Raw genomic sequence first — 14,628 nt, forward strand, 5'->3', positions numbered from 1 at the left:
ATGCACGAGACTCCGCGAACCCTCCTCGAAGTCCTGACCCAACGCGCCTTCAGCGAGACGGCGCACCGGAAACAGTACGCCTTTCTCGGCGATTCAGACGGTGAGGAAGCCTCGCTGAGCGCGAGGGAGCTTCACGCGCAGGCGGCGCGCATCGGCGCGCTGTTGCAGGCACAGGGCGCGCAGGGCCAGCGTGTGTTGCTGCTGTACCCGCCGGGGCTGGACTACGTGGCGGGCTTCTTCGGCTGCCTCTTCGCGGGTGCGGTGGCGGTGCCCGCCTATCCGCCAGACCCGGTGCGGCTGGAGCGCACCCTGCCCCGCCTTCGCGCCATCATCCAGGACGCCGAGGCCACGGTGGTGCTCACCACGTCCGGCATCCTCTCGCTCGCGGACTTCGTCTTCGAACAGGCTCCGGACTTCCGGGCGCTGAAGTGGCTGGCGACGGATGAGCTACCCGCGGGCGGTGAGTCGTCGTGGATTGAGCCCCAGGTGAGCCCGGAGACGCTGGCATTCCTCCAGTACACGTCTGGCTCCACGGGCACGCCCAAGGGCGTGATGCTCAGCCACGCGAACCTGATTCACAACCTGGGGCTGATTGCCGGCGCCTTCCAGACGGGGCCGCAAAGCTCGGGCGTCATCTGGCTGCCGCCGTACCACGACATGGGCCTCATCGGAGGCATCCTCCAGCCGCTGTTCGCGGGCTTCCCCGTGACGCTCATGTCGCCCATGTCCTTCCTCCAGCGGCCCATGCGCTGGCTGGAGGCCGTGTCCCGGCATGGCGGCACCATCAGCGGTGGACCCAACTTCGCGTTCGAGCTGTGCGCGCGGCGGGCCACGCCCGAGGACATCCAGGCGCTCGACCTGCGGGCCTGGGACTTGGCCTTCTGCGGCGCGGAGCCCATTCGCGCCGCCACGTTGGATCGCTTCGCGGAGGTGTTCGCGCCCAGCGGGTTCCGCCGCGAGGCCTTCTACCCCTGCTACGGCCTGGCCGAAGGCACGCTCATCGTCACCGGTGAGGAGAAGGGCCGCGTGCCGCGGGTGCACGTCCTGCAGGACGCCGCGCTGGGCCGCGGGCAGGCGGTCCGCGTCGAGCCCGGCTCCGAGGGTTCGAGGCCCCATATCGGCTGCGGCTCCACGTTGGCCGAGCAGCGGCTGCTGATCGTGGACCCGGAGTCGCGCGTGCCACGTGCGCCGGGCCAGGTGGGCGAAATCTGGGTCTCCGGTGGAAGCGTCGCGCAGGGCTACTGGCGCAAGCCCGAGGACAGCGTGGACATCTTCCAGGCGGTCCCGGTGGGGGCGGAGGCCGGTCCGAAGTACCTGCGCACCGGCGACCTGGGGCTGCTGCTGGAGGACGGGCAGCTCATCGTCACCGGCCGGCGCAAGGACCTCATCATCCTGCGGGGCCGGAACCTGTATCCGCAGGACGTGGAGAGCATCGTGGAGCGGGCCCACCGCAAGGTGCGTCCAGGCTGTATCGCGGCGTTCGCCATCGAGACTCCGGAGGGCGAGGCCCTGGCGGTGGTCGCGGAGGTGTCGCGAGACCTGGCGGAGGGCTCGGACCCGGCCGCGCTGGGCGCCGTGGCGGACGCGCTGCGGAAGGCCATTGTCGCGGAGCTTCAGGTCCAGCCGCACACGCTGGCGCTGCTGCCGCCGGGCTCGGTGATGAAGACGTCGAGCGGGAAGATCCAGCGCTTCGCCTGCCGTGCCGCCCTGGTGTCCGGCGAGCTGCCCATCGTGTGGCGCAGCGGGACGGGTGTCATCTCGGGGCCCGCGTCCCCGCCCGCGCCCGCTCCGGCCATCCAGCCCGCGCTCTCCCAGGAGGCACTGGAGACGGCGCTGCGTGAGGAGCTGGTGGCGGTGCTCGGCGCCGAGGCCGTGGGACAGGACGCCAGCACGCCGCTGACGTTGCTGGGCCTGGACTCGCTGGGGGCCGCCGACCTCCAGGGCCGCGTGGAGAAGCGGCTGGGGGTGCGCGTCTCCATTGCCGCGCTGTTGCAGGACCTGAGTCTGCGGTCGCTGGCGGAGTCCGTGTCCGCGGAGGGCACGGGGCGCCGGTTGCCCCCGCTCCAGCGCCGTCCCGCTGGTGACGCGCCCACCCCCGCGTCCTTCACGCAGGAGCGGCTGTGGTACCTCCTCCAACTGGACCCATCCTGGACGTCGAACCAGATTCCGGTGGCGCTGACGCTGCGCGGGACGCTCGACGTGGCGGCGCTGGAACGGGCCCTGTCGGAGGTGCTGCGCCGGCACGAGGTGCTGCGCACCCGCTTCGCGTCCCGCGATGGCGCGCTGCTTCAGCGCGTACAGGCGGCGGGCCCCGTCTCCCTGCCGTGCCTGGACTTCACGAGCGTGAGCGGTGACGCGCGGCAGGCGACGCTGGAAGCCCAGGCAGTGCTCGATGCGCAACGCCCCATGGACCTGGAGGCAGGCCCGCTGGTGCGGTGCTCCCTGCTGCGCTTCGGGCCGGAGGACCACGTCCTACTGACCGTCCTGCACCACCTGGTGGTGGACGGCACGTCCGTCGCGCTGTTCATGCGCGAGCTGGCGGCCCTGTACGGCGCGTTCGTGGAGGGACGGCCGTCGCCGTTGGCGGAGCCGGAGTTTCAGTACGGGGACTTCGCCGCGTGGCAGCGCGCGTACTTCACGCCGGATGCGCTCACCACGGAGCTGACGTGGTGGAAGGAGACGCTGGCCGGCGCGCCCCAGTTGCTGGCCCTGCCCACCGATCGGTCCCGGCCGCAGCGGTTGTCCGTCCACGGTGCTCGTCGCCTGCGCCTGCTGCCCGCGTCTCTCATGGCCCGGCTGCACGCGCTGGGACGGCGCCAGGGCGCCACGCCGTTCATGAGCGTGATGTCCGCGCTGGCCACGGTGCTGCACCGCTGGAGCGGCCAGTCCGACTTCGTCGTGGGCACCGTCATCTCCGGCCGTGACGCGGCGGGCACTCGCGAGCTGATGGGCGACTGCACCAACTTCATCCCGTTGCGGGTCCGCCTGCCCGAAGCCGCGACGTCCGCGGACATGCTCTCCGAGGTGAAGTCGCGGATGCTGGGGGCGCTCGCGCATGGGTACGTGCCGTTCGAGCAGATTCTCGCGGCCGTGCAACAGCCTGGGGCGGAGCGGCGCGAGCTGTACAACGTGGGGTTCATCCTCGACGACTACGAGCTGCCGCGCGCGTTGTCCGTTCGCGGCGGGCTGACGCTCGACGTGTCCCTGGTGGACAACCACACGGCTGAGCTGGACATGACCTTCGAGGCGACGCACCGCCCTGAAGGCCTGCTGATTGGCTGCAAGTACTCCGCTGACCTGTTCGATGCGGAGACGGCGGACCGGCTCCTGAGCCATCTGGAGCACGTGATTCGCGGAATGGTGGAGGCGCCGGATGCGCCGCTGACCACCCTGCCGTTGATGAGCGAAGCCGAGCGGCAGCACGCGCTCCACGGCTGGAATCCTCGCGTCGAAGCGCCTCCGTCCGGCACGCTGACGGAGCTCATCGAAGCGCAAGTCGAGCGCACGCCGGACGCGGTGGCGGTGGCGTTCGAGTCGGAGCGGCTGACGTACCGGGAGCTGGACGCGAAGGCCAACCAGCTGGCGCACCACCTGAGGGGGCTGGGGGTTGCCCCGGAGTCGCTGGTGGGCGTGTGCCTGGAGCGCTCGGTGGACATGGTGGTGGCGCTGCTGGGCGTGCTGAAGGCGGGCGCGGCCTACGTGCCGGTGGACCCGGCGTACCCGAAGGAGCGACTGGGGTGGATGCTGGAGGACACCGGGGCGTCAGTGCTGCTGACGCACGAGAAGTGGAAGTCGGTGCTTCCGCCCAGCGGCGCGCGAGTGGTGTGCCTGGACAGCGCAGCGGGAGAAGTGGCGAAGCAGCCGGTGACGAAGCCGGCGGTGCGAGTGGGCCCGGAGTCGCTGGCGTACGTCATCTTCACCTCAGGAAGCACGGGGCGTCCGAAGGGGGCGATGAATGCGCACGGAGGCGTCGTCAACCGGCTGAAGTGGATGCAGGAGGAGTACGGGCTTAACGGCACGGACGTGGTGCTGCAGAAGACGCCCTTCAGCTTCGACGTGTCGGTGTGGGAGTTCTTCTGGCCGCTGCTGGCGGGGGCGAAGCTGGTGGTGGCGCGGCCTGGCGGGCACCAGGAGCCGGCGTACCTGGTGAAGCTGATGAAGGCGGAGGGCGTGACGACGGTGCACTTCGTGCCGTCCATGCTGCGCGCCTTCGTGGAGGAGCCCGGGCTGGAGGGACTGGGAAGCCTGCGGCGGGTGGTGTGCAGCGGCGAGGCGTTGAGCGCGGAGCTGGTGAAGAAGGCGTACGCGCGGCTGCCCGCGCCGGTGGGGGTGCACAACCTCTACGGGCCGACAGAGGCCGCGGTGGACGTCACGTACTGGCCCTGCCCTCGTAGCGAGGACTTCCACCGCGTCCCCATTGGCCGCCCCGTAGCCAATACGGTGCTGTACGTGCTGGACACGCACGGGCAGCCGGCGCCGGTGGGCATTCCGGGCGAGCTGCACATTGGCGGCGTGCAGGTAGGACGCGGGTACTGGCAGCGGCCGCAGTTGACGGCGGAGCGCTTCATCCCCGACGCCTTCAGCGGCATTCCGGGCGCGCGCCTGTACCGCACCGGAGACGTGGCGCGGTGGTTGCCGGACGGCACGCTGGAGTACCTCGGCCGGGCCGACTTCCAGGTGAAGCTGCGCGGCTTCCGCATCGAGCTGGGTGAAGTCGAGGCCGCGCTTGCCGCGGACCGGGCCGTCCGCGACTCCGTGGTGCTGGCTCGTGAGGATTCGACGGGTGACCAGCGACTGGTAGCCTACGTCGTCCTGGACGATGCGGCGGCGCAGGAGGTCGACGCGTCCTCTCAGTGGCAGGCCATCTACGACGAGGCCTACGCACGCGAAACGACGGAGAGCGAGGACCCGACCTTCAACATCGTCGGCTGGGAGGACAGCTACACCGGCGAGTCGCTGCCGCCCTCGCAGATGCGTGAGTGGGTGGACACCACCGTGGCGCAGATCCTCAGCTTCCAGCCCAAGCGGGTGCTGGAGCTGGGGTGCGGCACCGGCCTCCTCCTGTACCGGCTGGCGCCTCGCTGCGAGGCCTACTGGGGCGTCGATTTCGCCCGGCCTGCCCTGGACCGCATCGAGCGCCAGCGTGAGCGCATGGGCGGTGCTCTCGACTCCGTGCACCTGCTGCACCGGAGCGTGGACGACTTCTCGGGCCTGGAGCCGGGCTCGTTCGACACAGTCGTCATCAACTCCGTCGTCCAGTACTTCTCCAGCCCTGAGTTCCTGCTCGACGTGCTTCGCGGGGCCGTGCGCGTCCTGAAGCCGGGGGGCCGGGTGTTCCTGGGCGACGTGCGGAGCCTGGAGCTGCTCGAAGCCTTCCGTGCCTCGGTGCGCCTGCATCGGACCGCGGGCCCCGTGGCCACGTCCCAGTTCGCCTACCGCGTCCAGCGCGACATCCTGGCGGAGAAGGAACTGGTCCTCTCCCCGGCCTTCTTCACCGCCCTGCCAGAGCGCATCCCGGGCATCCAGCGCGTGGAGGTGCTGCCGAAGCGCGGGCGCTACGACAACGAGCTCAGCCGCTTCCGCTACGAGGTCATCCTCCACGTCGGCGACGCCGCCAAGACTCCCGCCCGGCGCACGAAGCCGGACTGGGTGGCCGGCGCCGGACTCACCCTGGACGGACTGCGCGAACAACTGAGCGCACGGCCCGGACTGCTGGCCGTGCGGGGGCTCCCCAACGCGCGAGTCCTGGCGTCTACTCGGCTCGTTGAACTGCTGTCCGCCACGCCTCCGCCCACGGTGGCGGGTCTTCGCGAGGCCCTGCATGACTGGCCGGGGCCCCGCGGCGTGGAGCCGGAGGAACTGTACGTACTCGGCTCGGCGCTCGGCTACGAGGTTCGGGTGAGCTGGGCCTCCGCGCACCGGGATGGTGCGCTGGACGTGGTGTTCGCGCGCCCCGATGAGGTGGGCACGCTCGACCTGTCCCCCGAACCCAAGCAGGTCACCTCCTGGGATGGCCTTGCCAGCGATCCGCTGCGCGGGGCTCGGAGTGCACAGGCGGTGAGCCGCCTCCGCGACGCGCTGGCGGACAAGCTGCCGCCGCACATGGTGCCCTCGGCCTTCGTGGTGCTGCCCGCCCTTCCCTTGTCTCCGAATGGCAAGGTCGACCGCAAGGCACTGCCCGCGCCGGAGGCCGAGCGCCTGGGCGCCGCGGACGCCTTCATCGCGCCCCGGACGCCCACCGAGGAGAAGGTGGCGCGCATCTTCGGTGAGATTCTGGGCCAGTCCCGAGTCGGCGCGAACGATGACTTCTTCGCGCTGGGGGGCCACTCCCTGCTGGCCACGCAGGTGGTCGTGCGCGTGCGCGCGCAGCTCAACACGGAGATCTCGCTGCGGACCCTGTTCGACGCGCCCACCGTGGCCCGTCTGGCGGAGCGCATCGAATCGCAGGTCCAACGGGCCGACGCACCGGGTGTCCCGGCACTGGTCCGGCTGGAGCGCGGTCCGTCCGCTGACGAAGGACTGGCGGCGTCCTTCGCGCAGCAACGGCTCTGGTTCCTGGAGCAACTGCACCCCGGGCAGGCTGCCTACAACCTCCCCGCGGCCCTGCGGCTGACCGGACCGTTGGATGTGGAGGCTCTGCGGCGCACCTTCCTGGCAGTGGTCCGTCGTCACGAAGCGGTGCGCACCACCTTCGTCACGCGCGAGGGCCAGCCCGCCCAGCGCATCCACCCGGTGCCGGCTGCATGGCCGCTGCCCGAGGAGGATCTGCGCGGCCTGGAGCCCGAGGCCCGCGACGCGGCCGTGCAGGCCCGGATGGCCGAAGAGGCCCACCACGCCTTCGACTTGGAGAAGGGGCCGTTGCTGCGCACGGTGCTGCTGCGCACCGGCGTGGACGAGCATGTGCTGCTGCTGTGCATGCACCACATCATCTCGGATGGCTGGTCCATTGGCGTCCTGGTGCGGGAAGTGGCCGCGCTCTACGGGGCGCTGTCTCAGGGGCGAGAGGCCGCGCTGCCCGCGTTGTCGGTGCAGTACGCGGACTACGCCGCGTGGCAGCGGCGCGTACTGGAAGGCCCGGCGCTGGCGCCGCAACTGGACTGGTGGCGCTCACGCCTCGAAGGCGCTCCCTCGCTGGAGCTGCCCACCGACCACGCGCGTCCCCCGGTCCGTAGTGGTAGGGGCGCTTCGCACTTCTTCACGCTGTCCTCGGAGCAAGTCGCGGGCCTGGAGCGCGTGGCGTCGGCCCATAACGCCACGTTGTACATGGTGCTGATGGCGGGCTGGCAGGCGCTGCTCGCGCGCTACTCCGGGCAGACGGATTTCTGCGTGGGCACGTCGGTGGCTCATCGCACCCGGCCGGAACTCGAAGGGCTCATCGGCTTCTTCGTGAACACCTTGGCGCTGCGCGCGAACGTGGACGGCGATCCACGCTTCGATGAGCTGGTGGCGCGAGTCCGCGAGGAGTCCCTGGCGGCCTTCGCGAACCAGGACGTTCCCTTCGATCGGCTGGTGGAGGTGCTGGGCGGCCAGCGCGATCTGTCGCGCACTCCGTTGTTCCAGGCCGCCTTCGTCCTCCAGAACGCGCCCATGCAGCCGCCTACGCTGCCGGGCATTGTCGTCGACGTGCTGCACACGGGCACGGATACGGCCCGGTTCGATGTGACCGCCTTGCTGGTGGAGCGTGGCGGGCGGCTGGAGGGCGAGCTCGAGTACAGCCTCGACCTGTTCACTCCGGAGACCGCGCGCCGCATGGTGGAGCACTTCCAGCGGCTGCTCCGCGGCGTCGTGGAGGACGCATCACGCCGCATCAGCGCGGTGCCGCTGTGGAGCGAGGCCGAGCGCCACGAAGTGCTCGTGGCCTGGAACGACACGGCTGCGCCCTACCCCGCTGACACCACCGTTCATCAGCGCTTCACGGAGCAGGCGCTGAGGACTCCGCAGGCCATCGCCGTCGAGCATGAGGGGCGCTCGCTCACGTATGCGGAGCTGGATGCGAGGGCCAACCAACTCGCGCACCACCTGCACTCGCTGGGCCTGGGCGCCGAATCGCGCGTGGGCGTCTTCCTGCACCGGGGCCTGGACTTGCTGGTGGGCCTGTTGGGCATCCTCAAGGCGGGCGGTGCCTACGTGCCGCTGGACGCGTCGTACCCCGCGCAGCGGCTGGCCTTCATGGCCGAGGACTCCGGTGTAGCCGCCATCCTCACCGAGTCCGCGTTGGAGGATGAGCTGCCCGCCGGATCGCAGCTCATCGTGGTTCTGGATGAGGAATGGGCGCGGATTGAGCGCCAGCCTTCGACGCCCGTGACGGGTGGGCTGGTGGGCGCAGAGCAGCTCGCATACATCACCTACACCTCCGGCTCGACGGGGATGCCCAAGGGCGTGGCCATTCCGCACCGGGGCGTGGTGCGCCTGCTCATCGGCTCTCGCTTCGTTGACTTGGGGCCGTCGGAGGTGGTGCTGCAACTGGCGCCGCTGGCCTTCGACGCGTCCACCCTGGAGATTTGGGGTGCGCTGCTGCACGGGGCGCGACTGGTGCTCTACCCGCAGCGCACGCCGGACCTGGCGGAGCTGGGACAGGCGCTGGTGCGGCACCAGGTGTCGGTGCTCTGGCTGACGGCGGCGCTCTTTGAGCAGATGCAGCAGCACCAGCCGGAGGCTTTGGGCACGGTGCGTCAACTGCTCGCTGGTGGTGACGTGCTCCCGGCGCCTCGCGTCCGGGAGCGGCTGGCGCAGGGCGTGGGGCTGGTGAACGGCTACGGCCCCACGGAGGGCACCACCTTCACCGCGTGCCACCGGATGGCGCCGGGCGACGCGGTGGGTGACTCCGTCTCCATTGGACGGCCTATCGCGAACACCCAGGTGTACGTGCTGGATTCGGCGATGCAGGCGGTGCCCGTGGGTGTGCCGGGTGAGGTGCTCATCGGAGGCGACGGACTGGCCCGGGGCTACCTGGGCCAGCCCGCGCTGACGGCTGAGCGCTTCGTGCCCAATCCCTTCGGGCCTCCGGGTGCTCGGCTGTACCGCTCGGGAGACCGTGCGCGTTGGCAGGCGGACGGCACGCTCCAGTTCCTGGGCCGCGTGGACTTCCAGGTGAAGCTGCGGGGCTTCCGCATCGAGCTGGGTGAAGTCGAGGCCGCGCTGCGCAATCACTCCTCAGTGGAGACGGCGATTGCCGTGGTGCGCGAGGACATCCCGGGGGACCGGCGGCTGGTGGCCTACGTGACTCCTGAGGGCGTGGACACCGCGGCCCTCCGGGAACATCTGCGCCAGCGGCTCCCCGAGTACATGGTGCCCAACGCCGTGGTGGCGCTGAGCACGCTGCCCCTGTCTCCGAACGGCAAGGTGGACCGCAAGGCACTCCCGGCTCCGGACCTCGTCGGTCTGGGGGCTGAGGACTTCGTGGAGCCCCGAACGGAGCTGGAGCAGCAACTGGCGGTCCTGTTCAGCGAGGTGCTCGGCCTGGAACGCACGGGCCTGAACGACGACTTCTTCGAACTGGGAGGTCACTCGCTGCTGGCCACCCAGGTCGTGACCCGGCTGCGCGCCCAGCTTGGCGTGGACCTGCCGCTCCGCACCTTCTTCGAGGCCCCCACCGTGGCGCGCCTCGCCGCGCGCCTGGAGTCGGCGCCGCGAACCAGCACTTTGCTTCCCTTGGAGCCCCTGCCCCGGCCGGCCCAGGGCGAGGCGACCTTCGACGTCTCGTTCGCGCAGCAGCGGCTCTGGTTCCTGGATCAACTGCAGCCCGGACAGTTCACCTACAACGTGCCTGCGGCATTGCAGTTGAAGGGGCGGTTGGACGAGGAGGCGCTGCGGCGCACCTTCCTGGAAGTGGTCCGCCGCCACGAAGCGGTGCGCACCACTTTCGTCATGCGCGAGGGTCAACCGGCCCAGCGTATCCACCCGGCGCCCGCCGAGTGGCCACTGCCCGTCGAGGACTTGAGTGGCTTGGAGCCCGACGCCCGTGACGCGGTCGCGCAGGCCCGCATGGTCGAAGAGGCCCACCGTGCCTTCGACCTGGACAAGGGCCCGCTGCTGCGCACGGTGCTGCTGCGCACGGGGCCGGACGTGCATGTGCTGCTGCTGAGCATGCACCACATCATCTCGGACGGCTGGTCCATGGGCGTGCTGGTGCGGGAAGTGGCCGCGCTCTATGAGGCGCTGTCGCAGGGCCGTGAGGCCGCGCTGCCAGCGCTGACGGTGCAGTACGCGGACTACGCCGCATGGCAACGGCGTGTGCTGGAAGGCCCGGCGCTGACGCCGCAGTTGGATTGGTGGCGCTCGCGGCTCGAGGGCGCTCCCACGTTGGAGTTGCCCACCGACCACCCGCGTCCGGCGGTGCGCACGCTGCGCGGGGCCACGCATACGTTCACGCTGCCGCCTTCCCTGGTGACTGGGCTGGAGCGCGTGGCCTCGGCCCACAACGCCACGTTGTACATGGTGCTGATGGCGGGCTGGCAGGCGCTGCTCGCTCGCTACTCCGGGCAGACGGACTTCTGCGTGGGCACGCCGGTGGCCCATCGCACCCGGCCCGAGCTCGAAGGGCTCATCGGCTTCTTCGTCAACACGTTGGCCCTGCGCGCGAACGTGGACGGCGATCCTCGCTTCGATGAGCTGGTGGCGCGAGTCCGCGAGGAATCCCTGGCGGCCTTCGCGAACCAGGACGTCCCCTTCGACCGGCTGGTGGAGGTGATGGGGGGCCAGCGCGACCTGTCGCGCACCCCGTTGTTCCAGGCCGCCTTCGTCCTCCAGAACGCGCCCATGCAGCCGCCCACGCTGCCGGGCCTGGTTGTCGACGTGCTGCGCACGGGCACGGACACGGCCCGGTTCGATGTGTCAGCGTTGCTGGTCGAGCGCGGCGGGCGCCTGGAAGGCGAGCTCGAATACAGCCTCGACCTATTCACACCGGAGACCGCGCGCCGCATCGTGGAGCATTTCCAGCGGCTGCTCGAGGGGGTCGTGGAGGACGCTTCACGCCGCATCAGCGCGGTGCCGCTGTGGAGCGAGGCCGAGCGCCACGAAGTGCTCGTGGCCTGGAACGACACGGCTGCGCCCTACCCCGCCGACACCACCGTTCATCAGCGCTTCATGGAGCAGGCCCGGCGCACGCCGGAGCGTATCGCGGTGACCTTTGAAGGCCGTTCGCTCACCTACGCGGAGCTGGACGCTCGTTCCAACCAGTTGGCCCGGCACCTCGTGTCCTTGGGACTGGAGCCGGAGGCCCGCATTGGCGTGTGCGCGGCGCGCGGGTTGGAGCTGATCATCGGGGTGCTGGGGGCACTCAAGGCCGGTGGCTGCTACGTGCCGTTGGACCCGTCCTGGCCCGTCAAGCGCCTGGAGCATGCGACCTCGACGGCGCGTCTGTCCGCGGTGTTGACGTGGCAGTCGCTGCTGCCCTCCCTCGAGGACGGCCCGTGGCATGTCGTGGCGCTGGACGCGGATGCGGCGGACATCGCCCGTCAGTCCCCGGAGGCTGTGCAGGTTCCCGTGTTCCCAGAGGGACTGGCGTTCGCCACGTTCACCTCGGGGTCCACGGGAACGCCCAAGGGCGTGGCCCTGCCGCATCGGGGCTTGCTGCGGCTGAGCGAGGGCTCCCGCTTCCTGACCCAGGCGCCCGAGGAAGTCACCCTTCAGCTCTCGCCTCTGGCCTTCGACGTCTCCAGCATCGAGCTGTGGGGCACGCTGCTGCACGGCGGCAAGCTCGTCGTGTACCCGCCCGGTACGCCCGAGCCGGACGCGGTGGCCCGGCTCATCGTCGAGCACAAGGTGTCGTGGCTCGTCCTGGCGACGTCGCTCTTCGACCTGTTGCAGCAGCACCAACCCGAGGCCCTGGCGCGAGTGCCCAACCTGCTGATGGGCGGCGAAGCGATGCCAGCCCCCCGTGCGCGGGAGCGGCTGGCGCGGGGTGGTTCCCTGACCAACGGCTACGGGCCCACCGAATGCAGCACCATGGCCACCCGGTTCACACTGTCGCCTGGGGACTCCGTGGGCCGCTCCGTCCCCATTGGCCGGCCCGTCGACAACACCGAGGTCTATGTCCTCGACCCGGCGCTGCGTCCCGTGCCAGTGGGCGTGCCGGGTGAGCTGTGCCTGGGAGGACCGGGCCTCGCGCGCGGCTACCTGAACCGCCCGGACCTCACGGCCGAGCGCTTCGTGCCTCACCCGTTCAGCGCCACCCCCGGAGCCCGGCTCTACCGCACGGGTGACAGCGTCCGCTGGAGTCCGGACGGCGTGCTGGAGTTCCTGGGCCGGTTGGATCACCAGGTGAAGGTGCGCGGCTTCCGCATCGAGCTGGGTGAAATCGAAGCCGTGCTGCGCGCCCATCCCTCTGTCGCCGAGGCCGCGGCCGTCGTGCGCGAGGAAGCCTCCGGCAGCAATCGCGTGGTGGCGTATGTCGTTCCCCCGCAGGCGGATGTGGCTCCGCTGCGTGAGTACCTGCACCAGCATCTGCCGGACTACATGGTCCCGTCCGCGTTCGTCGGATTGGACGCCTTCCCGTTGACGCCGAATGGCAAGGTGGACCGCAAGGCCCTGCCGGCTCCGGACCTCGGTCTGGGAGCGGCGGACTACGTGGAGCCTCGAACGGAGCTGGAGCAGCAACTGGCGGCCCTGTTCCGCGAGGCGCTCGGTCTGGAACGCGTGGGCCTGAACGACGACTTCTTCCTCATGGGCGGCCACTCGCTGCTGGCCACCCAGGTCGTGACCCGGCTGCGCGCGCAGCTCGGCGTGGACCTGCCGCTCCGTACCTTCTTCGAGGCCCCCACCGTGGCGCGCCTCGCAGCGCGCCTGGAGTCGGCGCCGCGGACCGGCACCTTGCTTCCCTTGGAGCCCCTGCCCCGGCCGGCCCAGGGCGAGGCGACCTTCGACGTCTCGTTCGCTCAGCGCCGCCTGTGGTTCATTGAGCAACTGCATCCCGGACAGGTCACCTACAACATGCCCGCGGCCTTGCGGCTGACGGGACAGTTGGATGTGGAGTCCCTGCGGCGCACCTTCCTGGAAGTGGTCCGCCGTCACGAAGCGGTGCGCACCACCTTCGTGACGCGCGAAGGTCAACCGGTCCAGCGCATCCACCCGGCGCCCGCCGAATGGCCGCTGCCCGTGGAGGACTTGAGCGGCTTGGAGCCCGACGCCCGTGACGCGGCCGTGCAGGTCCGCATCGCCGAAGAGGCTCACCACGCCTTCGATTTGAAGCAGGGCCTGCTGCTGCGCACGGTGCTGCTGCGCACTGGGCCGGACGTGCATGTGCTGCTGTTGTGCATGCACCACATCATCTCGGACGGCTGGTCCATGGGCGTGCTGGTGCGGGAAGTGGCCGCGCTCTATGAGGCGCTGTCGCAGGGCCGTGAGTCACCATTGCCAGCGCTGACGGTGCAGTACGCGGACTACGCCGTGTGGCAGCGGCGCGTACTGGAGGGCCCGGCGCTGGCGCCGCAACTGGACTGGTGGCGCTCGCGGCTCGAAGGCGCTCCCACGTTGGAGCTGCCCACCGACCATGTGCGTCCCGCGGTCAGTAGCGCCAAGGGCACTTCGTACTTCTTCTCGCTGTCCGCGGAGCTGGTGGCTGGCCTGGAACGAGTGGGCTCGGCCCACAACGCCACGTTGTACATGGTGCTGATGGCGGGCTGGCAGGCGCTGCTCGCTCGCTACTCCGGGCAGACGGACTTCTGCGTGGGCACGTCGGTGGCCCATCGCACGCGGCCGGAACTCGACGGGCTCATTGGCTTCTTCGTCAACACCCTGGCGCTGCGCTGCCGGTTGAGCGGCAATCCAACCTTCGCCGAGCTCGTGACCCGTGTCCGCGACGAGGCCCTGGGCGCCTTCGCCCATCAGGACGTGCCATTCGAGCAGCTCGTGGATGCCGTGGGCGGTGAGCGCGACCTGTCCAGGACGCCGCTGTTCCAGACGCTCTTCGTGCTCCTGAACTCGGACCTCATCCAAGCGCCGTCGCTTCCGGGGCTCCACGTCGACGTGTTGCCGAGCGCGACGGACACGGCCCGGTATGACTTGACGCTCGCGATGAGGGCGCGCGGCGGCAAGTTGGAAGGCCAGTTGGAATACAGCCAGGACCTCTTCACCGCGGACACCGCCAGGCGAATGGTAGAGCACCTGCGGGTGCTGCTGTCGGCGGTGGTGGATGGGGCCGGTTCGCAGCGGCTCAGTGCGCTGCCCATGATGGAGGCCCAGGAGCGCCAGCAGGTGCTCTCGGCCTGGAATGCCACCCAGGCCGCCTATCCGGTGGATGCGACCGTGCCTTCGCTCTTCACGGAGCAGGCGCTGAGGACTCCGCAGGCCATCGCTGTCGAGCATGAGGGGCGCACGCTCACGTATGCGGAGCTGGATGCGCGTTCCAACCAACTCGCGCACCACCTGCACTCGCTGGGCATTGGCGCCGAATCGCGCGTGGGCGTCTTCCTGCACCGGGGCCTGGACTTGCTGGTGGGCCTGTTGGGCATCCTCAAGGCGGGCGGCGCCTATGTGCCGCTGGACGCTTCGTACCCCGCGCAGCGGCTGGCCTTCATGGCCGAGGACTCGGGTGTGGCCGCCATCCTCACCGAGTCCGCGTTGGAGGACGAACTGCCCGCCGGTTCGCAGCTCATCGTGGTTCTGGATGAGGAATGGGCGCGGATTGAG

Annotated in this window: 1 protein-coding gene (cut by a window edge); it reads left to right on the top strand. The window is 70.2% G+C overall.

Annotation, left to right across the window (positions count from 1 at the left end):
- Window positions 1-14,628, top strand: partial view of a non-ribosomal peptide synthase/polyketide synthase gene (locus FMP39_RS37890; RefSeq protein ID WP_228557850.1) — the beginning only. The gene runs 31,557 nt beyond the window's last position; 14,628 of the gene's 46,185 nt are visible here — the first part of the coding sequence; it begins with the start codon at window positions 1-3; the stop codon falls past the right edge of the window.

It is taken from the genome of Myxococcus sp. AB056 (genome assembly GCF_006547365.1).
GTDB lineage: Bacteria > Myxococcota > Myxococcia > Myxococcales > Myxococcaceae > Myxococcus > Myxococcus virescens.